Below are 24,969 nucleotides of genomic sequence, written 5' to 3'. Positions count from 1 at the left end.
GACCTCTCTCTTGCGATTTCCCGCGCAAGCCGCTTTGGGTCAGTCAACCCACGCGCGCGTCATCCCGGAAAGATCGAGCGAAGCGAGGGCTTGTCCGGGATGACGCGCGTGATTTGATCCGACCGTCAGTTTCATCTACCGATCCCCAACGCCTCCGCCCAAACCTTACCGGGCGGAGACGCCTTCATCCGTCACTCAACCGGGCAAGCGCCTTCCGACGGCTCGTCCGGTGCCCAGCAGGGCGCGCCCGACTCTTCCATGATCGAGCGCAGCGTCTCGGCCTGCTCGTCGAGCACGGTTCGCACGTCCTGTCCGGCCAGCACGATACGCTCGAACGTATCGATATAGACCTGGTTGAACTTGCCGTCGTTGTCGCCGAGCCCCATGGGAAGCAGGCCCGGATTGGCGTCCTCCGCTCCCGACATCGCGGCAATCGCCGCGCCTGAGATCTTCACCGCCGCCGGCATGTCGTCCGGCAAGTCCACCTCGACCACGGGAAAGAAGTTGGTCGCCTTCAACGTGGCGATCTGGGTCTCAGGCTTCAGCATGTAGGCGGCCAATGCCTTGGCCGCTTCCATGTCGGGCGCCGTCTCGGGGATGGCCACACCCGCCACCACCGGCATGAAACCGCGGCCCGTCGGCCCCGCGGGCGCGGGGAAGGCGACGAAGTCGTCCGGCCGCTGGTTGAAGGCGTCGGCGAGCCGCGCCGTATGGTCGAAGGCCACCCACACGTCCTCCGTCAGGAGCTGCTCCTGCATGAAGGCGAAGCCGGTGGAGGCGGGGTTGGTGTACTGCCACAGCTCCTTGAACTTGTTCCAGGCTTCCTCGGCTTCGGGCGAGCGGAACTTCGTCACCATGGAGTTGGTGTAGGAGGGGTAGAGATACCCTTGGAAGAAGCGGTGCTTCAGCCCCTTGGGACCGGCGGGGAAGCCGAATTTGGGCCCGCCGGTCTCCTCGGCGAGCGTCTTCGTCCATGCGATCAGTTCGTCATAGGTGAGCGCGTTGATGTCGGCGCCTTCCGGCAGGTACTCGAGCGCCTTCTTGTTGGCGGCCATGACATAGCTCGCCTGCATCCAGGGCAGGTATTTCTGCTCGTCCGTGCCCAGCGTGCCGAGCTGCTGGAAGGTCTCGTTCACCGTGACGCCGCCCAGATCGATGTCCGACAGGTCCACCAAATTGTCGGTCAGCGAGGTGAAGTCGCCGTGCAGCCCGCCGAGCACGCCGATGGTGCCGGAACCGGCCTCGAGTTCGGCCTGGATGCGCGTGAGCCAGGGCCCGCCGTCGCTCGCCTGGTAATCGACCGCCTCGTCGAAACCGGAAAGGACCTCGCCGCGCATAGCCTGGGTCTCTTCCACGGGCTTGGCCTGGGTGGACCAGAACAGGATGTCGGCCTGGGCACTCCCTCCCGTACCGGCAAAGGTGCCGGCGGCGAGCAGCGCGGCTGCCAGCGTCGTCGTTCTCGTTTTCGTCATTTTTCTCTCTCCCTTTCTAGATTTGCCTGATGCGCGGGCGGGCGTGCCGCGGCGCCGGGCCGTGGCTGCCGCGCTCGATGAAACGCGGCACCTTGAGGCTCGAAAGCGGCCCCTTTTCCTCACCTTCTATGAGGCGGATCAGCATTCCCGCGCTCTCCCGCGCACGCTCATGCGTCGCTTGGTCGAAGGTGGTGAGCCCTGGCGTCGCGAAGGCCGCCGCCGGCACGTTGTCGAAGCCGATCACCGAAAGGTCCCGCGGGATGGCAAGCCCCATCGCTTCCGCTTCGCGCATGACCATCAGCGCCAGTTCGTCGATCAGGCCGATGATCGCCGTTGGGCGGTCCTCGGCCGACAGCATCCCGCGGATCTGGGCGCGGTGGGCCGCCTCGTCGAAGCGCGGGGCGCGGACGATCGAAAGCCTCACCGCCGGATCGCCCGCCTCGGCGGCGGCCGATTCCAGCCCTTCCTCGCGGTCGTGGCGGAAATTCATGCGCTCTTCGATGCTCACAAGGCCCACATGCCGATGGCCAAGGGCATAGAGCCGGCTGAGAGCGGTGCGAAAGGCGCCCTTGCCGTCCGTGTCGAGCCAGCTGTATGACGCGCCGTCATCGGCGATCCGCCCGTGGGCGACGAAGGGAAAACGGCGCTCGATAAGGAACTTCACGCGCTCGTCGTCCTCGGCGATGCGCGTCAGCACCACGCCGTCGGCCCGGCCGGACTGGACGAGGTGCTTGAGCACGTCGAGTTCCGACTGGCCGGCCGAGGCGGTGGCGATCATCAGGTCGACGCCCTTGGCGACCAGCCCCTCGCCGAGCCCCGTCACGAACTCACCGAGGAAGGAATCGACGAAGTTCGGCCCGCGGATGGGCAGCACCAGCCCGACAAAGCCGCTCCTGCCGGAAACCAGCATGCGGCCGGCCATGTTCGGCACATAGCCAAGCTCGCGCGCCTTCTCGGCGACCCGCCGGCGCGTCTCGGCAGCAATGTCCTCATAGCCGCCAAGCGCCCGCGAAACGGTCGCGACCGATAAGTCCAGCGCAGCGGCGACTTCCTTGAGGGTGCTCCTCCGGCGCAAACGGCTCCTCCCTGATGCGGCCTTGTCCCAGCCAAAACGTTTTAGATTTGGCACATGCATTCTCTAAAACGTTTTAGAAATGTGCCCCAAAAAGAAGCCAGCGTCAATCCCTGCCGACCAGACAGTGAAGCAGCCTTTCTCTTTCCCCCTTCGCCGGCTTCGCCGGAACCCCCACCCCTAACCCCTCCCCTCAAGGGAGGGGGACGAAGACGTACTCGACCTGCCTCCCTCCCCCTTGAGGGGAGGGATTGAGGGTGGGGGTTCCGGCGAAGCCGAACAGAGACTCCACACAAGAGAGGGAGAACAAGGGGTGGGCGTCCACCCAGCTATTCACGAACGCCAAGAAGGAAAAACTAATCGCCAAACACGGCGTCGTAGGCCGCCACCGCCGCGCGCGCCTTCTCCGCCACTTCAGCCGCCTCCGCCCCCGGCCGGTAGAGGCTGGAGCCGAGGCCGAACGTGCGCACGCCGACCGCCGCATACGCGGCGAAGTCGCGTTCCGACACACCGCCGACCGCGCCCACCGGCACGTCTTTCGGCAGAACGGCCATGACGGCCTTGATGCCGGCCGCGCCGAGCACCGAGGCGGGGAAGAACTTGAGCGCCGAGGCGCCCGCCGAGACGGCCGCAAGCGCCTCCGTGGGCGAGAAGACGCCGGGCATGGTCGCCATGCCGTGCCGCGCCGCGCGGGCGATGACGGCGGGTTCGACATTGGGGCTGACGAGCAGGTTTCCGCCGGCATCACGCAGGCGGTCGACATCCTCGACCGTCAGCACCGTCCCGGCGCCCACCAGCACGCCCTCCGGCGCCAGGCGGCGGGCCAGTTCGATGGAGCGGAAGGGTTCGGGCGAATTGAGCGGCACTTCGACGGCCTCGAAGCCCGCCTCCAGCAGCGCCCCGACGATAGCCGGCGCCTCCTCGGGCTTCAGCCCGCGCAGGATGGCGACAAGATCGCGGCGAAGCTTCGGCCAGGCGATGCGGCTCATGCGACCCCCCTTTCCGGCCAGAGCGCCGTTGCGGCCTCAAACAGTCCCTGGCGCACGAGGGTCTGGCCGTCCAGCGTGCGGGAAGCGATGCCGGCGGCGGCGAGCGCGGCCTCGTAGGCCCTCCCTTGCGCGCCTCCGGCGATGAGTGTGACCGCCGCTTCGTCATCGAGCATCCGGCGGGCGGCGGCGATCTCCGCGCCGATCAAAAGGCCGGACAGGCGTGCCTTCGCGTTGGGGGCGGCCTCGCCGGCAAGAAGCCCGGCGGCGCGGATCGAAAAGAGCTTACCCGTCAGCCCCGCGCCGTCGGCGAGCATTTCGTCCACCGCGTCGCCGAACGCCGGAGAGGCGGCATCCGCCTCCCCCTCGCCGAGCGTGTCGCGGAGGATGGAATGCCGGCTCAGAAGCGCGAAGAGCTCGCCGGTCATGAAGGTGGTGAAGGCCTGAAGCCGCCCCTCCTCCATCTTCGCCCATTTGGAATGGGTGCCGGGCAGGCAGAAGAGGCCGGAGTGCTGGCCCCCGGCCACGGCACCGGCAAGCTGGGTCTCCTCGCCGCGCATCACATCCTCTTGCCCCCTTTGGCGCTGGCAGACGCCGGGCAGGATGCGCACGTCGCGCGCCGCCCCGTCGACGCGGACGGCATTGAGATGCAGCGCATCGAGCCTTGCCGGCGTCTCCAGATAGGCCGCCTCGCGCCAGCCGCCGCGGGCGCCGGCCATGCCGGCCACCACCACCGGCAGGTCGGAGGCGGCACCGAGCTCGGCCAGATGCGCCTCCATCACGCTTTCGAAGCGGTCGGGCATTGAGGCGCGCATGCCCTCGCCGCTCGAATGCTCGGCCAACACCGCGCCCTCGCCGTCTAGGAGCCAGAGCCGCATATTGGTCGTGCCCCAGTCGATGGCGGCGGCGAAGGCTTGGCGGTCGGCCATGGCGGCTCAGGCCTCGGCGAAGTCTGCCGGCAGCAGCGCCGCTGGCATATCCTGATAGGCCACCGGGCGCAGGAAGCGGCGGATGGCCAGCGTGCCCACCGAGGTGGTGGAGGCGTTGGTGCTGGCCGGATAGGGCCCGCCATGCATCATCGCGTCGCTCACCTCGACACCGGTCGGAAAGCCGTTGGCGATCAGCCGTCCGGCCTTGCGCTGCAGGATCGGCATCAGCGAGGCGGCAAGTTCGGTGTCGGCGTCGTCCATCTGCAGCGTGCAGGTGAGCTGGCCTTCGACGCCGCGGGCGATCTCGCGCATCTCATCCTCGTCCTTCACGCGCACGACGACGCCGAACGGCCCGAACACCTCATGATGCAGCTCGGGATTGGCGAGCCACTCCTCGCCCGTGGTCTCGAGGAGGTCCGGCCCGGCGTTGCGGCCTTCCGCCCTGGAGGCAATCCGCGCCCGCGCGCAATTGAGGCCGGAGACGCGGTCGCGGCCTTTGCGATAGGCGTCGGCGATGCCAACCGTCAGCATCGGCTGTTCCGCCACCTTCTCGAGCGCGGCCTGCGCAGCGTCGAGGAACGTGTCCACCGCGCTGCCGTCGAGCGCGATCGCGACGCCTGGATTGGTGCAGAACTGGCCGACGCCCATGGTGAGCGATCCGGCCCAGCCTTCACCGATCTTGGCGCCGCGCGCGGAAAGCGCCGCCGGCAGGAGGAAGACCGGGTTGACCGAGCCAAGCTCGCCATAGAAGGGGATGGGCTCCGGCCGGCTCGCCGCCAGGTTGAAGAGCGCACGCCCGCCGCCAACCGAGCCGGTGAAGCCGACGGCCTTGATCAGCGGATGGGTGACCAGCGCCTCGCCCGCCTCGCGGACATTGCTCTGGATGAGCGAGAAGACGCCCGGATGCTGGCCCGTCTTCCTGATCGCCGCGTGGATCGCCTCGGCCACCACCTCACCGGTACCCGGGTGGGCCTGGTGCCCTTTGACGACGACCGGGCAGCCTGCGGCAAGGGCCGATGCCGTGTCGCCGCCGGCGGTGGAGAAGGCGAGCGGGAAATTCGAGGCGCCGAACACGCCCACCGGGCCCACGGGAAGCTGCATCAGCTTCAGGTCCGGCTTGGGCATGGGCTGGCGCTCGGGGTTCGCCGCATCGTGGCGGCGGTCGAGGTAGTCGCCCTTCTCGATGTGCTTGGCGAAGAGGCGAAGCTGGCCGGTGGTGCGGCCGCGCTCGGTGTTGATGCGCGCCTCGGGCAAACCTGTCTCCTGGCTGGCGATCACGGCGATCGTCTCGGCCCGCGCCTCGATCTCGTCGGCGATGGCGTTCAGGAAGGCGGCGCGCTCAGTGCGGCTCGAATAGCCGTAGGTCCAGAAGGCCTCTTCCGCGGCCTTAGCGGCGCGGTCCACTTCCGCCGCCGTGCCGACGGAGAATTGGTGGGACGGCCCGGTGGCGGGATCGGAGGAAAAGGTCCTTTCGCCTCCGATCCACTCGCCGGCGATCAGATGTTTTCCGTGTGGCTCGAAGTTCTGCGGCATGTCCCGTTCCTTGCTTTGAGAAAAGTTCTGGCGAGAGCCCCTATCTATTCGTGAAAGGGCGCGACGTCGACCTGCCGGCCGACAAGAAATGCATCCGCGACGAGCTTTAGGGGCGCGATGTCGACATCGCTCTCTCCCGCCTCCAGGAGGCTGGCAAAGCGCTCGTAGATGCCATCATACTCGGCCTCCAGCCCATCCGGGCGGGCCTCTCCGTCGACCGACATCCGACTGCCGCCGTCAGCGAGCACAAGGCTACCCGCGTCGGTGTCGATCCTGATCTCCCAGGTTTGCGGCCCCTCCTGGCGCCAGTCGAAGACGGCGTCGACATCGAATCCCGCCAGGCTACGCATGGAGAGTTCGACGCCGATCGGCATCTTGCGGTTCTCCGGCACCTCGAGCGTGGCACCGGTGACGAAGACCGGCGGCACGATCGCCGTGAGGATGGAGAGCGCGTTGATGCCCGGATCGAAGACGCCGAAGCCGCCGGCCTCCCAAATCCACGCCTGGCCCGGATGCCAGCGCCGCACATCCTCCTTCCAGACGATCTCGACATGGCGGATCGTCTTGCCGGAAAGCCACTGCCGGGCGGGCTCGACGGCTGGCGCAAAGCGCGAATGCCAGGTGGCGAAGAGGGTGACGCCGTGCTCCCTCGCCAGCTCGGCCAGCGCCTCGACCTCGCCCACCGTGGTGCCGGGCGGCTTTTCCAGAAGCACGTGACGGCCTGCGCGGATCGCTGCCACGGCCATATCGTAGCGCGGCGCCGGCGGCGCGCAGAGGGAGACGGCCAGCACATCGGTGCGCTTGCGCAAGAAGGTGCCGAGGTCGGTGAAATTATCGACGCCATCCACCGTCCCGTGCCGGCTGACGGCCGCGGCAAGCGCGAAGGCGGAGGAGCGGGCGATGGACGGCAGATGCTGATCGCGGGCGATCTTGCCGACGCCGACGACGGCGATGTTGGTGGGGATGTTGTCGGTCATATTCCCGCGCTCCTTAGTTCCAACCATTCGCTGAGGCAGGGTGGCGCATGTAGCCAGAAATCGGAAAGGCCGGCGCCCCTTCAGGAAATCAAAATCCGCGCCCGTATCGGCACCCTGCACGTGGTCGTGGAAGAGCTGCGCGTAGCCGCTCTCCGGCCGCTCCACCGCCGGCTTCCAGCCGGCCAGCCGCCGCTCCAGCTCTTCCTCGGAGAGGTCGAGGTGCAAGCGGCGCCCGGCGACGTCGAGCTCGATCATGTCGCCATCCCGCACTACGGCAAGCGGGCCGCCGGCGGCGGCTTCGGGCGAGGTGTGGAGCACTACCGTGCCGTAGGCCGTGCCCGACATGCGGGCGTCGGAGATGCGCACCATGTCGCTGATGCCCTTCCTCAGAACCTTGGGCGGCAGGCCCATATTGCCGACCTCAGCCATGCCGGGATAGCCCTTGGGCCCGCAGTTCTTCAGAACCAGGACGCAGGTCTCGTCGACGTCCAGCGCCTCGTCGTTGATCTTCGCCTTGTAGTCGTCGATGTCCTCGAAGACGACGGCGCGGCCCCGGTGCTGCATAAGGTGCGGCGAGGCGGCGGAGGGCTTCAGCACGGCACCGCGCGGCGCCAGGTTTCCACGCAGGACGGCGATGCCGCCCTGCTGCGTCAGGGCTCGTTCGACAGGGCGGATGACATCGTCGTTCCAGTTCTGGACAGCCTTCACCTCGTCCCACATGGAGCCGCCGGATACGGTGAGCGCGTCGCGGTTGAGCTTGCCGCCTTCCCCCAGCATCTTGATCACCACCGGCAGGCCGCCGGCATAGAAGAACTCCTCCATCAGGTATTTGCCCGACGGCATCAGGTTGACGATGGTGGGGATGTCCCGGCCGAGCCTATCCCAATCGTCCAGCGTCAAGTCGACGCCGACGCGGCCGGCCAGCGCCAGAAGGTGGATGACGGCGTTGGTCGAGCCGCCGATGGCGCCGTTGACGCGAATGGCGTTCTCGAAGGCCTCGCGGGTGAGGATGTCCGACGGCTTCAGCTCGTCCTTCACCATCTCGACAATGCGCCGGCCCGAAAGATGCGCCATCACGCGGCGGCGGCTGTCGACTGCGGGAATAGCGGCGTTGCCGGAAAGCGCCATGCCGAGCGCCTCGGCCATCGAGGCCATGGTGGAGGCTGTGCCCATGGTGTTGCAGGAGCCGGGCGAGCGGCTCATCGCCTGCTCGGCCTCCAGGAAGTCGTCATGGCTCATGGTGCCTGCCTTGATGGCCTCCGACATCTGCCAAAGGGCCGTGCCGGAGCCGACGCGCTCGCCGCGGAACCAGCCGTTGAGCATCGGTCCGCCGGAGACGACGATGGCCGGCAGGTCGGCGCTGGCGGCCCCCATGAGCACGGCGGGCGTGGTCTTGTCGCAGCCGGCCAGAAGCACCACGCCGTCGAGCGGGTTGCCGCGCAGCGCCTCCTCCACGTCCATGGCGGCGAGGTTGCGGAACATCATGGCCGAGGGACGCAGCGCGCTCTCGCCGGTGGAGAAGACCGGAAACTCCAGCGGCAGGCCGCCGGCCTCGTAGATGCCGTGCTTCACGCGCTCGGCAAGGTCGCGCAAATGCGCGTTGCAGGGGGTGAGCTGCGACCAGGTGTTGCAGATGCCGATCACCGGGCGGCCGTCGAAGAGGTCGGCCGGCAGGCCCTGGTTCTTCATCCAGGAGCGGTGATAGATGTGGTCGCGCGACGTGCCGCCGAACCACTCCTGCGAGCGCAACTTGCGCGGCCAGGGCTTTGGGGTGAATGCGCTCATGCGTGGGTGCTTTCTTTCAAATTCGGCTGAATGGAAATACCGGCGCCCCTTCGCGCCCCCCTCTGTCCTGCCGGACATCTCCCCCACACGGGGGGAGATCGGCCGTCACGACGGCTTTCGCCAATCGGCAACGTTGCAGAAAAGGCGCCGGAGCAAGCGGCCGGCACAATCTCCCCCCTCGTGGGGGAGATGTCCGGCAGGACAGAGGGGGGCGCGAAGGGGCACCGGTATTTCCGAGCATAACCGTCCTCAAAGCACCACCACCGCCGTCTCGCGCTTCCTCTCCCGCGCATGCGGGTTCCTCAACGGCAGGCCGAAATCGGGCGCCGAGATCTCCCACACATCCCCCTCCCCGCAGGAGATCCCATCCGCGAAGGAGAGCGTCGCCGTGCCGAACATGTGCACGTGCAGGTCGCCCGGCTGGCAGAAGAGGCCGTACTTGAAGTGGTGGTGCTCCAGATTGGCGATCGTGTGGGACATGTTGTCCTCGCCGGACAGGAATTCCTTCTCCCAGATCACCTTTCCCTCGCGCAGGATGCGGGACATTCCGCGGATGTCTCCCGGCAGGTCGCCCGCAAGAAGTTCGGGGCCGAAGGAGGCGGGGCGGAGCTTGGAGTGGGCGAGGTAGAGATAGTTGATGCGCTCGGTCACGTGGTCGGAGAACTCGTTGGCGAGCGAGAAGCCGACACGGAAGGGCTTGCCGTCCTTGCCGATCAGGTAGAAGCCGGCGATCTCCGGCTCCTCGCCGCCGTCGAGCGCGCAGTCGGGCGAGACGAGCGGATCGCCGGGCGCGACCGCGCCGACGCCGGTGCCCTTGTAAAACCATTCGGGCTGCACGCCTTCCTTGCCGGCGTCCGGCTTGCCGCCCTCGATGCCCATCCGGAACATCTTCATGGAATCGGTCATGCCCGCCGTGTCGGCCTCGGCGTGCATGGCGTCGCGGGCGGACGCCGAGCCGAGATGGGTAAGGCCGGTGCCGGTGAGGAACATATGTGCCGGGTCGGGATGGCGCACGGGCACGTCGAGCGCACCCTTAGCGGCCAGTTTTTCCAGGTCCACCGCCTCGCCGAGCCCGTGCCGCTCGATGACCGCTGCAAGGTTCTGCCCGGTCTCGATCGCTTCCTGCGCGAGGCCGTAGGTGCTCGCTGCACCGCCCACCAGCCGCGCGTCCTCTCCCCGGCGGCAGACGACGCCGCCCTTCTTCAGTTGCGAAAGGTGCATGGTTTTGCCTCGTCAGGTCGATTTGTTCTTGTTGTAGACGTCGAAGATCACCGCCGCCAGCAGCACCAAGCCCTTGATGACCTGCTGATAGTCGATGCCGATGCCAAGAATGGACATGCCGTTGTTCATCACGCCCATGATGAAGGCGCCGACGACCGCTCCGACGATCTTTCCGACGCCGCCGGACATCGACGCCCCGCCGATGAAGACGGCGGCGATAACGTCGAGCTCGAAGGCGACGCCCGCCTTCGGTGTCGCCGTGTTCAGCCGGGCTGCGAAGATGAGGCCGGCAAGCGCCGCCAGCATCCCCATATTGGCGAAGGTGAGGAAGGTGAGCCGCTCGGTCGGGATGCCCGAGAGCTTGGCCGCCTTCTCGTTGCCGCCCAGCGCGTAGATCCTGCGGCCGACCGTGGTCGAGTTGGTGAGGAACGTATAGGCCGCCGTCAGCACCGCCATGGTGATGAGCACGTTGGGGAGGCCCCGATAGGTCGCCAGCATGTAGGACAGGAAGACGATTGCCGCGGCGATCAGGCCGTTCTTGGCGAGGAAGAAGCTGAAGGGCTCGTCCTCGATGCCGTATTTCATGTGCCGCCGGCGGTCACGCATGGCCATGTAGACGAGGATGGCCGCGGTCGCCGCCCCCAAGAGAATGGCCGTCGCGTTGGGCCGGCCGATACCGAAGGCGTCGGGGATGAAGCCGGTGCTCAAGAGCTGGAAGCCGCGCGGGAACGGGCCGACCGACTGGCCCTGCAGCACCCAGAGGGTGAGCCCGCGGAAGACGAGCATACCGGCCAGCGTGACGATGAAGGAAGGGATGCGCCAATAGGCGATCCAGTAGCCTTGCGCGGCGCCGATCAGGATGCCGAGGATGAGGCAGGCGGGGATGACCACCGGTGTCGGCAACTCGTACTGGACGAGCATCACCGCCGCCACCGCGCCGACGAAGCCGACGACCGAGCCGACCGACAGGTCGATATGGCCGGCGACGATGACGAGCAGCATGCCCAGCGCCATGATGACGATGTAGCTGTTCTGCAGGATCAGGTTGGTGAGGTTCACCGGCCGCATCAGCGTGCCGTCGGTCACCACCTGGAAGAACGCCATGATGACCACCAGCGCCAGCAGCATGCCGTAGTCGCGCAGGTGGTTCTTCAGATGGCTGCCGATGGAGACGACCGCGCCTTCCGCCGCCGTTTCTCTTTCGCGCGCTGAGACTTCAGTCATTTCCTAGGACCTCACGATCATCGACATGATCTTTTCCTGGTTCGCTTCACTGCCCTTGAGCTCGCCGACGAGCGCACCCTCGTTCATGACGTAGATGCGGTCGCACATGCCGAGCAGCTCCGGCATTTCGGAAGAGATCATGACGACCCCCTTCCCCTGCCCCGCAAGCTCGTTGATGATGGTATAGATCTCGAACTTCGCGCCGACATCGATGCCGCGGGTCGGCTCGTCGAGGATGAGCACGTCCGGTTCCGTGAACAGCCACTTGCTCAACACAACCTTCTGCTGGTTGCCGCCCGAAAGGTTCATCACCTTCTGAAACACCGAGGGCGTGCGCACGCCGAGGGCCGTGCGGTAGCGCTCGGCCACCTGGCGCTCCTCGGCGTTGTCGATGACGCCGTTCCTCGACACCCGCGCCAGGTTGGCGAGCGTGGTGTTGCGCATGACGTCCTCTTCCAGAACGAGGCCCAGTGCCTTGCGGTCCTCGGTAACGTAGGCGAGACCGTTTGCAACGGCGCGGCCGACGGTGGAGACGTCGATCTCCTTGCCGCGCAGCTTCACCGTGCCGGAGATGTTGCGGCCATAGCTCTTGCCGAACAGGCTCATGGCAAGCTCGGTGCGGCCGGAGCCCATCAGGCCGGCAATGCCGACCACCTCGCCCGCGGCCACGCGGAAGGAGGCGCCGCGGATCACCTGGCGCTCCGTCTGCAACGGGTGCCAGACATTCCACTCGGCCACATCGAGCAGCGTTTCGCCGATCTCGGGCGTGCGCTCAGGGTATCGGTGAGCCATGTCGCGGCCCACCATGTCGCGGATGATCCGCTCCTCGCTGATCTTTTCGGAATGGCAGTCGAGGGTGGAGACCGTCTTTCCGTCGCGCAGCACCGTGATGGAATCGGCGACGCGGCTGACCTCGTTGAGCTTGTGCGAGATGAGGACGGAGGAGATGCCTTCCGCCTTCAATTCGAGCAGCAGGTCGAGCAGCTTCTGGCTGTCGTTCTCCTGGAGTGCCGCCGTCGGCTCGTCGAGGATCAGCAGCTTCACCTTCTTGGACAGCGCCTTGGCGATCTCCACGAGCTGCTGCTTGCCCACGCCCAGCGTGTCGACGCGCGCGACCGGCTTTTCCTTGAGGCCGACGGTCTTCAGGAGCTTTTCGGTGCGCGCGTTCGTCTCCGGCCAATCCACGACACCGCCCTTGGCGATCTCGTTGCCGAGAAAGATGTTTTCCGCGATCGACAGGAGCGGCACCAGCGCCAGTTCCTGGTGGATGATGATGATGCCGTCGCGCTCGCTGTCGGAGATGCCGGAAAAGGCGACGGGCTTCCCCTCGAAGACGATGTCGCCGTCATAGGAGCCGTGCGGATAGACCCCGCTCAAAACCTTCATCAGCGTGGATTTGCCGGCGCCGTTCTCGCCCACCAGCGCGTGGATCTCGCCGCGTGCCACCGTCAGGTTCACGTCGTCCAGAGCCTTCACGCCGGGAAAGCTCTTGGTGATGCCCTGCATCTCCAAAATGGCTTGCATGTGAATGTTCTTCATCAAGGCGGCCCGCCCGTTCGAACGGGCGGGCCATTTTTCCTGTCTTGTTCTTACTTCACCTGGTCTTCGGTGTAGTAACCGGAACCGATCAGAGCCTCTTCCCAATTGCCGGCGTCGACCAGCATCGGCTCGAGCAGGTAGGACGGCACGACCTTGACGCCGTTGTCATAGGTCTCCGTGTCGTTGATCTCCGGCTCACTGCCCTGCAGGAGCGCGTCCACCATGCCGACGGTGACACGAGCAAGCTCGCGCGTGTCCTTGAAGATGGTGGAGTACTGCTCGCCGGCGAGGATCGACTTCACCGAGGGAACCTCGGCGTCCTGGCCGGAGACGATCGGCATTTCGAGGTCGCCCGAGCCGTAGCCGACACCCTTCAGCGACGACAGGATGCCGATCGACAGGCCGTCATAGGGCGAAAGGACGCCGTGCAGCTGCTTGTCCGTGTAGTGGGCGGACAGAAGGTTGTCCATGCGCGACTGCGCCACCGCGCCGTCCCAGCGCAGCGTGCCGACCGTGTCCATGCCTTCCTGGCCGGAGGCGACGACGATGTCGCCGGAATCGATCAGCGGCTGCAGCACGGACATGCCGCCGTCGTAGAAGAAGTAGGCGTTGTTGTCGTCGGGCGAGCCGCCGAACAATTCGACGTTCCAGGGCTTCTCGTCGGGGAAGCGCTCCTTCAGGCCGTTGACCAGCGATGTCGCTTGCTGCACGCCGACCTTGAAGTTGTCGAAAGTGGCGTAATAGTCCACATGCTCGCTGTCGCGGATCAGGCGGTCATAGGCGATCACCTTGATGTCGGCCGCGGCGGCGTTCTCCAGCGCGTTGGAAAGCGTGGTGCCGTCGATGGCCGCAATCACCAGAACGTTGACGCCCTTGGTGATCATGTTCTCGATCTGGGCGAGCTGGTTCGGGATGTCGTCCTCGGCGTATTGCAGGTCGGTGGTGTAGCCGGCCGCCTCGAACTGCTCAACCATCGAGCCGCCGTCGGAGATCCAGCGCGCCGAAGATTTGGTGGGCATGGCGATGCCGACATAACCCTTGTCCTGCGCCTCCGCAGCACCCGCGAAAAGGGTTGCCCCGAGCGCGAGCGAGGCGAAGACGGATGTCATTTTTCTCATTGAATTCCTCCCATGACCAAAGGGCCCGGCCCAATGCACCCGCATCCGACCGCACCCGATGGCGTTGTTCAAGAACGAGCGGATCCCCTGATCCGGGCGTCAAACTATGAGAGGAGGGTTATACCAATCAAATGCATTTTTTGTTCATCTGCATAGCATAAGTGGTATACCTTCCTCCCATGGTCTCCGATCCCCGTTCTCGGCTGAAGCTCAGCCATTTCCGCCTGGTCGCGGCAATCGCCGAGCATGGGCAGCTCAGCCCCGCCGCGGCCTCCCTTTCCATGACCCAGCCTGCAGCCTCGCGCATGCTGACGCAGATCGAGGCAATCGTCGGCGCGCCGCTGTTCGAGCGGCATGCCCGGGGCATGAGCGCGACCGAGGTCGGGCGCATGATCGTCCGCCACGCCGACACGCTGCTGACGGAGCTGCGCGAGACGATGCTTGAGGTCGACGAGTACAAGCTCGGCAAGGGCGGGCGCGTGCGCGTGGGCGCCGTCACCGGAGCGGCGGTCGGCTATGTCATGCCGGCCATCCAGAAGCTGAAGGCCGCCTCGCCCAACGCCGACGTGCATATCGACGTGGCGCCGAGCGAAGCGCTCATCCGCGATCTTCTGGCTGGCCATTTCGACTTTGTCCTGGGCCGCGTGCCCCCGCCTTACGACCCGCGCGACTTCATCATCGCCCGCGGTCGTGTCGAGACGGTCGACCTCGTCGTGCGCAAGAACCATCCGCTTGCCGGCACCAACGCGGCCTCCATTGCCGATCTCGGCGGTTTCGAATGGGTCATGCAATCGGTGGGGGCTCCGGTGCGGGTGGCGGTGGAGGACGCTTTCCTGGGGGCGGGCGCCGCCCTGCCCCGCAACATCATCAACACGACCTCGCTGCTCGCCATGATCGCGCTCCTGATGACGTCGGACGCCATCGCCCCGCTGTCCCGCGAGGTCTCGGAGTTGCTTCGCGGCAATGGGGGCGGGCTCGGGCTCGCGGTGCTGCCGATCCACGAGCCGATCGTCGTCGCGCCCTACCACCTCCTGTCGCTCAGGAGCCGGCGACTGTCGCCGCTGGCCAGCCGGTTGCGGGGGTTGGTGTCGCAGGAGCTGGCGCGGGAGGCGTGAGGCGAAGCTGAGACGGCGTGAGAGTTAAAGGCACATCGGCAGTCGTGTGCGATTGCCCCGCCTGGCGCGAAGAGACCGGCTGCAGAAAGAAGCATCCTCTGCTATCATGCGGCAGGCTTCTTGGTCATAGGGCACTGAATATGGTCACGGTCAATCTGGCTCACGCCAAGACGCATCTGAGCGATCTGCTCGACATGGTGGAATCGGGTGAAGAAATAATCATCACCCGACGCGGCAAGCCGGTCGCATGTATGCGGCCCGCTGTTCTTGGCAAGAAGCCGCTTCCCCTCGAAAAGCTCGCCGCGTTCCGCGCCCGCGCGCCTCAAGGTGGCGAGAGGAGCGCAAAGTTCGTGCGCGAGATGCGCGACGACGAGCGCTACTGATGCTTCCACCGCAAGCGACCGTTGTCGATACTTACAGGGCGGATGCCATCCGCAACCCGATCCGGCTTCAATTCATCACGCGCTAAGCCGCCAGCGCCTCTGCCGGCGGCTCCTTCGCGCCCGTCATGAAGGCCACGGCATCCGACATCGTGTAGTCCTTCGGATCGATGACGCAAAGCCGCCGCCCCAGGCGGTGCACGTGAATACGGTCGGCAACCTCGAAGACGTGCGGCATGTTGTGCGAGATGAGCACGATGGGCATGCCGCGCGAGCGCACGTCCTGGATCAAATCGAGCACGCGGCGCGATTCCTTGACGCCCAGCGCCGCCGTCGGCTCGTCCATGATGATGACCTTGGAGCCGAAGGCGGCGGCGCGTGCCACGGCCACGCCCTGGCGCTGGCCGCCCGACAGTGTCTCCACCGCCTGGCCAATGTTCTGGATGGTCATCAGGCCGAGATCGGAAAGTTTTTCGCGGGCGATCCGCTCCATCGCCTCGCGGTCCAGCGAGCGGAACCAGCGGCCCATGAAGCCTGATTTGCGAATCTCCCGGCCCAGGAACATGTTGTCGGCGATGGAGAGCGCCGGCGACAGCGCCAGCGTCTGGTAGACGGTCTCGATGCCGGCCTCCCGCGCCTCCAGCGGCGAGCGGAAGTGGACCGGCTCGCCGTCCAGCCGGATCTCGCCCTCGTCGGGATGTATGGCACCGGAGATGGCCTTGATGAGGGTCGACTTGCCGGCACCGTTGTCGCCGATGACGGCAAGGATCTCGCCCGGGTAAAGGTCGAAATCGGTCTGGTTGAGGGCCACCACGCGGCCGTAGTGCTTGACGAGGCCACGGGCGGTGAGGATGGGTTCGGTGCTCATGCCGACACCTTTCTGATCCACTGGTCCAGCGCCACGGCGATGATCGTCAGCCAGCCGATGGCGAAGACCTGCCACAGCACGTCGACGCCGGCGAGCCTGAGGCCGGAGTTGAACACGCCGACGATGAGAGCGCCAACGAGGGGACCGACGATGGAGCCGCGCCCGCCAAACAGCGAGATGCCGCCGATGACGACGGCGGTGATGGACTGGAGGTTCGCTTCCTGGAAGCTCTGCGGCGAGACCGAGCCGACGCGGCCGATCGAGGCCCAGGCGCCGATGGCGCAGACGAGGCCGGCGACGGCGTAGACCTGCACCAGCGTGCGGTTAGTGCGGATGCCGGAAAGCTCCGCCGCTTCCTTGTCGTCGCCCACCGCATAGACATGCCTGCCCCAGGCCGTGCGATTGAGCACATACCAGAGCACCGCGAAGATGAGCACCATCAGGATGGAGCCGTAGGTGAACTGGGCTCCGCCGATGCGGATGCTCTCGCCGAACCATTTCAGCAAGGGGGCTGTGGCGTCGATATCCTGGCTGCGGATCGACTGGGCGCCGGAAAGCCACAGGTTGAGCGCGAAGAAGATGTTCCATGTGCCCAGCGTGACGATGAAGGGCGGCAGCTTGACGCGCGTGACGAGAAAGCCGTTGAGCGTCCCCGCCAGCATGCCGCATATGAAGCCCACGCCGATGGCCAGCGGCGCGGGGAGCCCCATCTTGACCGCCAGATTGCCCATGATGACGGAGACCAGAACCATGCTTGCGCCGACCGAGAGGTCGATGCCGGCGGTGAGGATCACCAGGCTCTGGGCAGCGGCAAGGATGCCGATGATGGAGACCTGCTGCATGACGAGCGACAGGTTGAAGGCGCTGAAGAAGTTGCCGCCGGCGACAAAGCCGAAGACGGCGATGCTCAGCAGGAGCACGATCACCGGCACCATCGTCGGATTGCCGTGCAGGAAATGCTGCAGCCGGTCGAGGATCGTCTTTTCGTGGCTTTCGAAGGCGGCGACGCTGGCGTCGCTCTTCTCCAGCCCGTCCTCGAACTCCTGTCCTCTGCGCGCGGCGCCGCCCGCCTCGCTCATCGTCGATCCTCCCATCGTGTTGCACTCATCGTGAGGAGAAAAAGCATTGCCGTCAAACAAGAACGTCGCGGAGCGGCTCGAGGGCCGCTCCGCACGCCCCTACAGGCGCATGGGAACGACTAGCCCCAGCAGCGCTCGAGACCTTCGTCGGTGCCGATCGACTCCACGCCCTCCACCGGCTGGTCGGTGACCAGCGTCACGCCGGTGTCGAAGAAGTCGAGGCCTGGCGTCGGCTCCGGCTTCTCGCCGGTCTCGGCGAACTTGGCGATCGCCTCGATGCCCAGCGAAGCCATGAGCAGAGGATATTGCTGCGACGTAGCGCCGATGATGCCTTCCTTGACGTTCTGCACACCCGGGCAGCCGCCGTCGATGGAAACGACGAGCACGCCCTCGGTCTTGCCGAAGGACTGCAAGGCTTCGTAGGCGCCGGCGGCGGCGGGTTCGTTGATGGTGTAGACGACGTTGATGTCCGGGTCGCGCTGGAGAAGGTTTTCCATGGCCGTGCGGCCGCCTTCCTCGTTGCCGTTGGTGATGTCGTGGCCGACGATGCGCGGGTCGTCCTCGTCGCCGATGCGGTCGGCGTCCCCGGTTTCGATGCCGAAGCCGGTCATGAAGCCCTGGTCGCGCAGCACATCCACCGAGGGCTGGCTGGGCGTCAGGTCGAGCATGGCGATCTTGGCGTCCGCCGCCGCATCGCCCAACGTCGCCGCGGCCCACTGGCCGATCAGCTCGCCGGCCTTGAAATTATCCGTGGCGAAGGTGGCGTCGGCCGCGTCGATGGGCTCCAGCGGCGTGTCGAGCGCGATCACCAGAACGCCGGCGTCGCGCGCCTTCTTGACCACCGGCACCATGGCCTTGGTGTCGGAGGCCGTGAGCAGGATACCCTTGGCGCCCGAGGCGATGCAGGTCTCGACCGCCTGGACCTGGGTTTCGTGGTCGCCGTCGACCTTGCCGGCGAAGGTGGAAAGCGAAATGCCCAGTTCCTCCGCCTTGGCGGTGGCGCCCTCCTTCATCTTCACGAAGAAGGGGTTGATGTCGGTCTTGGTAATCAGGCATGCGCCCACATCCTGAGCGGCGGCGGGCTGTGCAAGGCCGAGAAAGCCGGCGCCGGCAAGGGCGAGCGCGGTGGTCTTCAGTAGCGCGTGTTTGGTCACGGTATCCTCCCGAGAAGCGAGTTGGCGTCCGACGACGCCACGAACACGTGTCGATCCTGTGGCGGCCGATCACGTGACGACCAGAAAACAGAAGGTGGGACGCCGTGTCAATAGATAAATCATGTTTATTTATTTATTGACTTAACGTCTGCGGCATCCCATTGTGCGCGCAAAAAGGCACCCTAGTGGTCTGACCCAAACAGATGGTACCCATCCGTTTGGAAGAGTCGGCCCACAAGCCATTGATCCGGTGGGGCGATTTGTCCTGACAGATGGGTACCATCTGTCAGGATCGCACCACTGGGAGGAAGGGAACGGGCTTGGAAGGCGGTTTTGCGAGGGAAAGCGACGGCGCGCGCACGCCGCGCCCGAATCTGGGCACCAACCAGAGCGGCATGCGCGACTACAACGAGCGCCTGGTGCTGTCGCTCCTGCGCCAGCACGGCAGCCTCGCCAAGACCGAGATCGCCCGCATGACCGGGCTTTCGGCACAGACCGTCTCCGTCATCATGCGCGGGCTGGAGGCCGACGCGCTTCTGGTGCGCGGCAGCCCGCAGCGCGGCAAGGTGGGTCAGCCCTCCATCCCCATGAGCCTCAACCCCGACGGCGCCTTCTTCCTGGGCCTGAAGATCGGCCGGCGCAGCTCGGAGCTGGCGCTGATCGACTTTCGCGGCACGATCCGCCGCATGCGCCAGCATTCCTACGCCTATCCGACGCCGGAGGAGACGATCCGCTTCGTGACGGAGGATCTGGCGGAAGTCGCCGAGAGCGCCGATCGCCGCACCTGGGAGCGCGTCGCCGGGCTCGGCATCGCCATGCCGTTCGAATTGTGGAACTGGGCCGATGCGGCGGGCGCGCCGCCGGGCGCCATGGATGGCTGGCGGCACACGGATATCCGCGCCGCCTTTGCCGAGCGCTGCCCCTTCCCCGTCTATCTGCAGAACGACGCCACATCGGCTTGCGGGGCGGAGCTCGTCTTCGGCAACCCGCCGACCCGGGACGACTTCATCTATTTCTATCTCGGCGCCTTCGTCGGCGGCGGCATTGCGCTCGGCGGACGGCTTTTCACCGGCCGCACGGGGAATGCCGGGGCACTGGGCTCCATCCCCGTGCCCGGCCCCGACGGCAGAACGCGGCAGCTCATCGACGTCGCCTCCATCAGCGTGCTCGAAAAGGCGATCGTCGCGCGCGGAGAGGACGCCACCCATCTATGGACCTCGCCGGACGACTGGGGCGAACTGGGCGACGACCTGGAGCGCTGGATGGAAGGCGCCGCCCAGGGCCTCGCGCACGCCATCCTTGCCGCCTCCGCCGTCATCGACTTCCAGGCTGCCGTCATCGACGGCTGGTTGCCGCTTTCGGTGCGTGGAGAGGTCGTCGCGCGCACGGCGCGCCACCTCGCCACGCTCGATTCGGAGGGCTTGAGGCTCCCCGCCGTGCGCGAGGGCACCGTGGGCCGGCATGCGCGCGCGCTCGGCGGCGCCAGCCTGCCGCTCGCCGAGCGCTTCCTCGTCGGCGCGCAATCTGCCATATGACCCGCATCCGTTTTCCACATTCTCCCGGGAGGAACGACGATGATCCTGTGCTGCGGTGAAGCGCTGATCGACATGCTGCCGCGTAAGACGGCCGACGGCGAAAGCGCCTTCGCCCCCCATGCCGGCGGCTCGGTCTTCAACAGCGCCCTGGCGCTCGGACGGCTCGGCGCGCCCGTGTCGTTCTTCTCGGGCCTCTCCGACGATCTGTTCGGCACCCGCCTGCAGGAGGCGCTGCGCGACAGCCGGGTCGACCTCGCCTACGCCAAAATCTCCAGCCTCCCCACCACCCTCGCCTTCGTCAGCCTTAGCGAAGGCCATGCAAGCTACTTCTTCTACGACGAGAACTCGGCCGGGCGCATGCTCACGGAAGCGGACCTGCCGCGACTGGAAGATGATGTGGAGGCACTTCTTTTCGGCGGCATCAGCCTCGCCACCGAACCCTGCGGAGCCACCTACAAGGCCCTGATGGCGCGCGAGAGCGCGGCCCGCGTCACCATGCTCGACCCCAACATAAGGCCGGTCTTCATCAAGGATGCCGAGGCCCACAAGGCGCGCATGCGGCGCATGATGGCGATGGCGGACATCGTGAAGATTTCGGAAGAGGACCTTGCCTGGTTCGGCGAGGTGTCTTCGCACGAAGAGGCGGCACACGGCCTGCTTCAGGCGGGCACGAAGCTCGTCATCGTGACAAGCGGCGCCAAGGGGGCGACGGCCTTCTGGAACGGCGGGACCGTGACGATGGAGGCGGTGCAAGTCCCGGTGGTCGACACCGTTGGCGCGGGCGATGCCTTCAACGCCGGCGTGCTCGCCGCCTTGCGCGAAGCAGGGTGCCTGAACAAGGAAAGCATCGCCAACCTGCGCGAGGATGCGGTGCGTGAGGCTCTCAGCTTCGCCGCCCGCGTCGCGGCGGTGACAGTCTCGCGCGCCGGCGCCAACCCGCCGTGGCGGGAGGAGCTTTGAGGGGCAGGCACAGAGACGTTTCAGCCCCTTCGCGCCCCCCTCTGTCCTGCCGGACATCTCCCCCGCAAGGGGGGAGATTGCCCCGGCCGCTTGCTCCGGCGCCTGTTTTGCAACGTTGACGATTGGCGAAAGCCCCTGTGACGGCCAATCTCCCCCCTTGCGGGGGAGATGTCCGGCAGGACAGAGGGGGGCGCGAAGGGGTGGGAACCTCTACGGGTAACTACCCCGCCCGCCCCTCGGCGATGAAGAACGGATTGGCGAACGCCTCCAGCCCCTCGCCGCCCTTCGGGCCGTAGGTGAACAGTTCACCCTCCAGCGTCAGCGTGCGCCCGCCAGCCGCCCTGAGCACGGCATCGCCCGCCGCCGTATCCCATTGCATGGTACGCCCGAAGCGCGGGTAGAGATCCGCGTCGCCGCGGGCGAGCATGCAGAATTTCAGCGACGAGCCGACGGAGACGGTCTCCGCCCCCGGATAACGGGCGATGAAGGCTTCCGTTTCCGGTGTCGAATGGGAACGGCTGGCAACGATCGCCGGCGGCGTGCGTGCCGGGCGGGCGCTGATCTGGCGGCGGCTCACGATCGATTTGCCGTCGCGGGTTTCGGCCTCGAACGCCGCACCTGGACGGCCGGAGTAAAGAACGCCGCGCGCCGGTGCGTAGACGACGCCGGCCACCGGCGCTCCCTCTTTCACCAGAGCGATATTGACCGTGAAGTCGGGCCGACGGCCAATGAACTCGCGCGTGCCGTCGAGGGGGTCCACCAGCAAAAAGCCGTCGTCGCCGCAAACCGGCAGGACACCGCCGGAGGCTTCCTCTTCCGACACGCAGGGCGCGCCGGCGAGCGTGGCGCGCAGTCCCGTAAGGATAATGCGCTCGGCGGCTCGGTCGGCTTCGGTCACCGGCGAGGCGTCAGCCTTCTCCTCGACGCTGACGCCGGCCTCGTAATGCTCCATGATCGCGCGCCCGGCGGCGAGTGCAAGATCCTCGAACAGCGTCAGAAGGGCCGCTTCGTCGTCCAGCAGCCGCGTTGCCTCTCCGCTCAGCAATAGCCGCGCTCCTTAAGCCAGGTTTCCAATTCTTCCACCAGATCTTCGGGCGAGCGGTCTACCGTGGGCAGGTGAACGTCCGCCAGTTCCGGCACCTCGTAGGGTGAATCGACGCCGGTGAAGTTCTTGATCTCGCCCTTGAGCGCGCGGGCATAGAGCCCCTTGGGGTCGCGCCTGGCGCACTCTTCGAAAGGCGTATCGATGAAGACCTCGATGAACTCGCCCTCGGTCATCAGGTCGCGCGCCATGCGGCGCTCGGCCCGGAAGGGCGAGATGAAGGAGACCAGCACGATCAGCCCCGCCTCGGCCATCAGGCGCGCCACCTCGGCGACGCGGCGGATGTTTTCCACCCGGTCTTCCTCGGTGAAGCCGAGGTCGCGGTTGAGCCCGTGACGCACGTTGTCGCCGTCGAGGATATAGGTGTGGCGGCCGGCCGCATGCAGTTTCTTTTCCAGAAGATTGGCAATGGTCGACTTGCCGGAACCCGAAAGGCCGGTGAACCACAGGACAGCGGGCTTCTGATGCTTCAGTTCCGACCGCGACGCCTTGGTCACGTCCAGCGCCTGCCAATGGATATTGGCCGCCCGGCGCAAGGGATGCAGGATCATGCCGGCGCCGACGGTGGCGTTGGTCAGCCGGTCGATCAGCACGAAGGCGCCGGTGGTGCGGTTTTCCTCGAAGGAATCGAAGGCAATGGGCGCCTGGAGCGAGAAATTGCAGACGCCGACCTCGTTCAGGTCGAGGCTCTTCGCCGCCTCGTGGGCGAAATTGTTGACGTTGGTGCGGTGCTTCAGATGGCTGACGGTGGCGTTCACCTGGTCCGTCTCCGTCCGCAAGAGGTACATGCGGCCGGGAAGAAGCGGATGCTCGTCGAACCAAACGACATTGGCCGCGAGTTGGTCGGCCACGTGCGGGCGGGCATTCGGCGCCACCAGCATGTTGCCGCGCGAAACCTCGATCTCGTCGTCGAGCAGCAGCGTCACCGCCTCGCCCTCCGACGCTCTCTCCCGGTCGCCGTCATAGGTGGCGATGCGCTTGACGCGCGAGCGCTTGCCCGACTTGGCCACCACCACGTCGTGGCCGACGGCGATGGAGCCGGAAGCCACCGTTCCCGCAAAGCCGCGGAACTCGTGGTTCGGCCGGTTCACATACTGCACCGGAAAGCGGAACGGGCGTTCGGCCGCATCGCCCTCGACATCCACCGTCTCCAGATGGTCGATGAGCGAGGGCCCGGTGTACCAGGGCGACTTGTCCGACGCCCGCGTGACGTTGTCGCCGTAGCGCGCCGACATCGGAATGGGCACGACCGAGGCAAAGCCCAGATCCTTGGCAAAGGCCTCGTACTCCGCCACGATCCGCTTGAAGACCCCCTCGTCGAAGTCGACGAGATCGATCTTGTTCACCGCCAGCACGATGTTGCGGATGCCAAGGAGCGAGGCGATGATGGAGTGGCGGCGCGTCTGCGCCAGCACACCCTGCCGCGCGTCGACCAGCACCACCGCCAGGTCGGCGCTGGAGGCGCCGGTGGCCATGTTGCGGGTGTACTGCTCGTGGCCCGGCGTGTCGGCGACGATGAACTTGCGCTTCGGCGTTGCGAAGAAGCGGTAGGCGACGTCGATGGTGATCCCCTGCTGGCGCTCGGCCTCCAGGCCGTCGACCAGAAGGGCGAGATCGATGTCGTCGCCCGTGGTGCCGTGTTTTTTCGAGTCTTGCTCGAGGGTTGCGAGCTGATCTTCAAAAATCAGTTTAGTATCGTAGAGAAGCCGGCCGATCAGCGTCGACTTGCCGTCGTCCACCGAGCCGCAGGTGAGGAAGCGCAGCAGCGTCTTCTTCTCCTGGCTCGCCAGATAGGTGCGGATATCGGCGGTCTCGGTGTCTGGAAGAACCTCGTCAACTTTCAGCATCAGAAGTACCCTTCCCGCTTCTTCTTCTCCATCGACCCCGTTTCGTCGCGGTCGATAAGCCGGCCCTGGCGCTCGGAGGTGCGCGCGGTAAGCATTTCAGCGACGATGCCTTCCAGCGTCTCTGCGTCGGAGTCGATCGCGCCGGTCAACGGATAGCAGCCAAGTGTGCGGAAGCGTACCTTGCGCTCTTCAATTTTTTCGTCAGGCTGCAACTTGAGCCGGTCGTCGTCCACCAGGATCGTCATGCCGCCGCGGTCGACCACCGGCCGCTTCTTGGCGAAATAGAGCGGCACGATGGGAATGTTCTCCTGCAGGATGTATTGCCAGATATCGAGCTCGGTCCAGTTCGACAGCGGGAAGACGCGGATCGACTCTCCTTGGGCGATGCGCGTGTTGTAGATCTTCCACATCTCCGGGCGCTGGTTCTTCGGGTCCCAGCCGTGGCTTGAATTGCGGAAGGAGAAGATGCGCTCCTTGGCCCGGCTCTTCTCCTCGTCGCGGCGGGCACCGCCAAAGGCCGCGTCGAAGCCGTATTTGTCGAGCGCCTGGCGCAGCGCCACGGTCTTCATCACGTGAGTATGCACGTTCGAGCCGTGGTCGAACGGGTTGATGCCGTCGCGCACGCCGTCCTCGTTGATGTGCACCAGGAGATCGAAGCCGAGCTCCTCCGCCATGCGGTCGCGGAAGGCGATCATCTCGCGGAACTTCCAGGTGGTGTCCACATGGAGAAAGGGAAACGGCGGCTTGGCCGGGTAAAAAGCCTTCATCGCCAGATGAAGGAGGACGGAGGAGTCCTTGCCGATCGAATAAAGCATGACCGGTTTGGAAAAGCTCGCGGCGACCTCACGCATTATGTGGATCGACTCGGCCTCCAAGCGCTGAAGATGCGTAAGCGGTGCCGACATATGTTCTAGCCCTGTATCGTTGTCCGCGATCTATGTTGCAGTGCAGTACCAAAACTGTGTGGGCATAACATGGCAGTTTCATACCCCTCAAGGCGAGGGAACCCAATAGGTTCCACCTGCCGATGTGCATTTTGCGTCGTTCGCTCCGAATGCGGAATGTTCTTCCGG

Annotated in this window: 20 protein-coding genes and 1 pseudogene; 4 read left to right on the top strand and 17 right to left on the bottom strand. The window is 66.0% G+C overall.

What is annotated here, in order from left to right:
* Nucleotides 1-191: 191 nt before the first annotated feature.
* The 11 genes and pseudogenes from GM910_RS10420 to chvE form a co-directional block, all read right to left on the bottom strand.
* Entirely contained in the window at nucleotides 192-1,472 is a 1,281-nt protein-coding gene (locus tag GM910_RS10420; RefSeq protein ID WP_159587444.1) for an ABC transporter substrate-binding protein, read from the bottom strand.
* A 16-nt stretch (nucleotides 1,473-1,488) separates the two neighbouring features.
* Nucleotides 1,489-2,547 (bottom strand): LacI family DNA-binding transcriptional regulator, encoded by a 1,059-nt coding sequence (locus tag GM910_RS10415; RefSeq protein ID WP_246225964.1) that lies wholly within the window; start codon nucleotides 2,545-2,547, stop codon nucleotides 1,489-1,491.
* A gap of 353 nt (nucleotides 2,548-2,900) precedes the next feature.
* Complete coding sequence (locus GM910_RS10410) at nucleotides 2,901-3,533, bottom strand: 2-dehydro-3-deoxy-6-phosphogalactonate aldolase (RefSeq protein ID WP_159587442.1); 633 nt, start codon at nucleotides 3,531-3,533, stop codon at nucleotides 2,901-2,903.
* Nucleotides 3,530-4,459, bottom strand: a complete 930-nt coding sequence (locus GM910_RS10405) for a 2-dehydro-3-deoxygalactonokinase (protein WP_159587441.1) — start codon at nucleotides 4,457-4,459, stop codon at nucleotides 3,530-3,532. Before GM910_RS10405 ends, GM910_RS10410 begins: the two co-directional genes overlap by 4 nt.
* Nucleotides 4,460-4,465: 6 nt before the next feature.
* A complete protein-coding gene (locus tag GM910_RS10400) occupies nucleotides 4,466-5,992 on the bottom strand; it encodes an aldehyde dehydrogenase (NADP(+)) (protein ID WP_159587440.1) in 1,527 nt (508 codons plus the stop codon).
* Nucleotides 5,993-6,036: 44 nt separating this feature from the next.
* Entirely contained in the window at nucleotides 6,037-6,969 is a 933-nt protein-coding gene (locus tag GM910_RS27205; protein ID WP_246225983.1) for a Gfo/Idh/MocA family protein, read from the bottom strand.
* Nucleotides 6,970-7,038: 69 nt separating this feature from the next.
* Nucleotides 7,039-8,754, bottom strand: a pseudogene (araD, locus tag GM910_RS27200) (L-arabinonate dehydratase); the annotation flags it as partial.
* A 249-nt stretch (nucleotides 8,755-9,003) separates the two neighbouring features.
* On the bottom strand, nucleotides 9,004-9,975 hold the full coding sequence (araD1, locus tag GM910_RS10390) for an AraD1 family protein (protein ID WP_159587438.1): 972 nt from the start codon (nucleotides 9,973-9,975) through the stop codon (nucleotides 9,004-9,006).
* A gap of 12 nt (nucleotides 9,976-9,987) precedes the next feature.
* A complete protein-coding gene (gene mmsB, locus GM910_RS10385; RefSeq protein WP_159587437.1) occupies nucleotides 9,988-11,199 on the bottom strand; it encodes a multiple monosaccharide ABC transporter permease in 1,212 nt (403 codons plus the stop codon).
* A gap of 3 nt (nucleotides 11,200-11,202) precedes the next feature.
* Complete coding sequence (gene mmsA / locus GM910_RS10380) at nucleotides 11,203-12,723, bottom strand: multiple monosaccharide ABC transporter ATP-binding protein (protein ID WP_159587436.1); 1,521 nt, start codon at nucleotides 12,721-12,723, stop codon at nucleotides 11,203-11,205.
* 65 nt (nucleotides 12,724-12,788) lie between these two features.
* Entirely contained in the window at nucleotides 12,789-13,856 is a 1,068-nt protein-coding gene (chvE, locus tag GM910_RS10375; protein ID WP_159587435.1) for a multiple monosaccharide ABC transporter substrate-binding protein, read from the bottom strand.
* Between the two features lie 161 nt (nucleotides 13,857-14,017).
* On the opposite strand from chvE, the gene GM910_RS10370 reads away from it, so the two are divergent.
* Both GM910_RS10370 and GM910_RS10365 read left to right on the top strand, forming a co-directional pair.
* Nucleotides 14,018-14,971, top strand: coding sequence for a LysR family transcriptional regulator (locus GM910_RS10370; protein WP_246225962.1), 954 nt, complete (start codon nucleotides 14,018-14,020; stop codon nucleotides 14,969-14,971).
* A gap of 140 nt (nucleotides 14,972-15,111) precedes the next feature.
* Nucleotides 15,112-15,354, top strand: a complete 243-nt coding sequence (locus tag GM910_RS10365) for a type II toxin-antitoxin system Phd/YefM family antitoxin (protein WP_159587434.1) — start codon at nucleotides 15,112-15,114, stop codon at nucleotides 15,352-15,354.
* A gap of 82 nt (nucleotides 15,355-15,436) precedes the next feature.
* Here the strand turns inward: GM910_RS10365 and GM910_RS10360 are convergent, their stop codons facing one another.
* From GM910_RS10360 to GM910_RS10350, 3 genes are all read right to left on the bottom strand, one after another.
* Nucleotides 15,437-16,219 (bottom strand): ATP-binding cassette domain-containing protein, encoded by a 783-nt coding sequence (locus GM910_RS10360; RefSeq protein ID WP_159587433.1) that lies wholly within the window; start codon nucleotides 16,217-16,219, stop codon nucleotides 15,437-15,439.
* Nucleotides 16,216-17,298, bottom strand: coding sequence for an ABC transporter permease (locus tag GM910_RS10355; protein WP_159587432.1), 1,083 nt, complete (start codon nucleotides 17,296-17,298; stop codon nucleotides 16,216-16,218). The genes GM910_RS10360 and GM910_RS10355 overlap by 4 nt, the downstream gene beginning before the upstream one ends.
* A gap of 119 nt (nucleotides 17,299-17,417) precedes the next feature.
* Entirely contained in the window at nucleotides 17,418-18,434 is a 1,017-nt protein-coding gene (locus GM910_RS10350; RefSeq protein WP_159587515.1) for a sugar ABC transporter substrate-binding protein, read from the bottom strand.
* 338 nt (nucleotides 18,435-18,772) lie between these two features.
* Between GM910_RS10350 and GM910_RS10345 the strand changes: the two genes are divergently transcribed.
* The gene (locus tag GM910_RS10345) at nucleotides 18,773-19,987 is read left to right on the top strand and encodes an ROK family transcriptional regulator (RefSeq protein ID WP_425482669.1); all 1,215 of its coding nucleotides are present in this window, start codon (nucleotides 18,773-18,775) and stop codon (nucleotides 19,985-19,987) included.
* A 39-nt stretch (nucleotides 19,988-20,026) separates the two neighbouring features.
* Nucleotides 20,027-20,947 carry a carbohydrate kinase family protein gene (locus tag GM910_RS10340; RefSeq protein WP_159587431.1) on the top strand — a complete coding sequence of 307 codons (921 nt, stop codon included), beginning with the start codon at nucleotides 20,027-20,029 and terminating at the stop codon, nucleotides 20,945-20,947.
* Nucleotides 20,948-21,167: 220 nt separating this feature from the next.
* Here the strand turns inward: GM910_RS10340 and cysQ are convergent, their stop codons facing one another.
* Genes cysQ through cysD form a run of 3 tightly spaced genes read right to left on the bottom strand, consistent with a single transcriptional unit; the run spans nucleotide 21,168 to nucleotide 24,801 of the window.
* Entirely contained in the window at nucleotides 21,168-21,992 is an 825-nt protein-coding gene (gene cysQ, locus GM910_RS10335; protein WP_246225960.1) for a 3'(2'),5'-bisphosphate nucleotidase CysQ, read from the bottom strand.
* Nucleotides 21,986-23,896 carry a sulfate adenylyltransferase subunit CysN gene (gene cysN, locus GM910_RS10330; RefSeq protein ID WP_159587430.1) on the bottom strand — a complete coding sequence of 637 codons (1,911 nt, stop codon included), beginning with the start codon at nucleotides 23,894-23,896 and terminating at the stop codon, nucleotides 21,986-21,988. The genes cysQ and cysN overlap by 7 nt, the downstream gene beginning before the upstream one ends.
* Nucleotides 23,896-24,801, bottom strand: a complete 906-nt coding sequence (cysD, locus tag GM910_RS10325; protein ID WP_159587429.1) for a sulfate adenylyltransferase subunit CysD — start codon at nucleotides 24,799-24,801, stop codon at nucleotides 23,896-23,898. The genes cysN and cysD overlap by 1 nt, the downstream gene beginning before the upstream one ends.
* Between the last annotated feature and the right edge of the window lie 168 nt (nucleotides 24,802-24,969).

This window comes from Chelativorans xinjiangensis (assembly GCF_009812055.1).
In the GTDB taxonomy this organism is placed as follows: Bacteria; Pseudomonadota; Alphaproteobacteria; order Rhizobiales; family Rhizobiaceae; genus Chelativorans; species Chelativorans xinjiangense.
The sequence above is the reverse complement of the archived record's forward strand: the minus strand, read 5'-3'. Positions and strand labels throughout refer to the sequence as shown.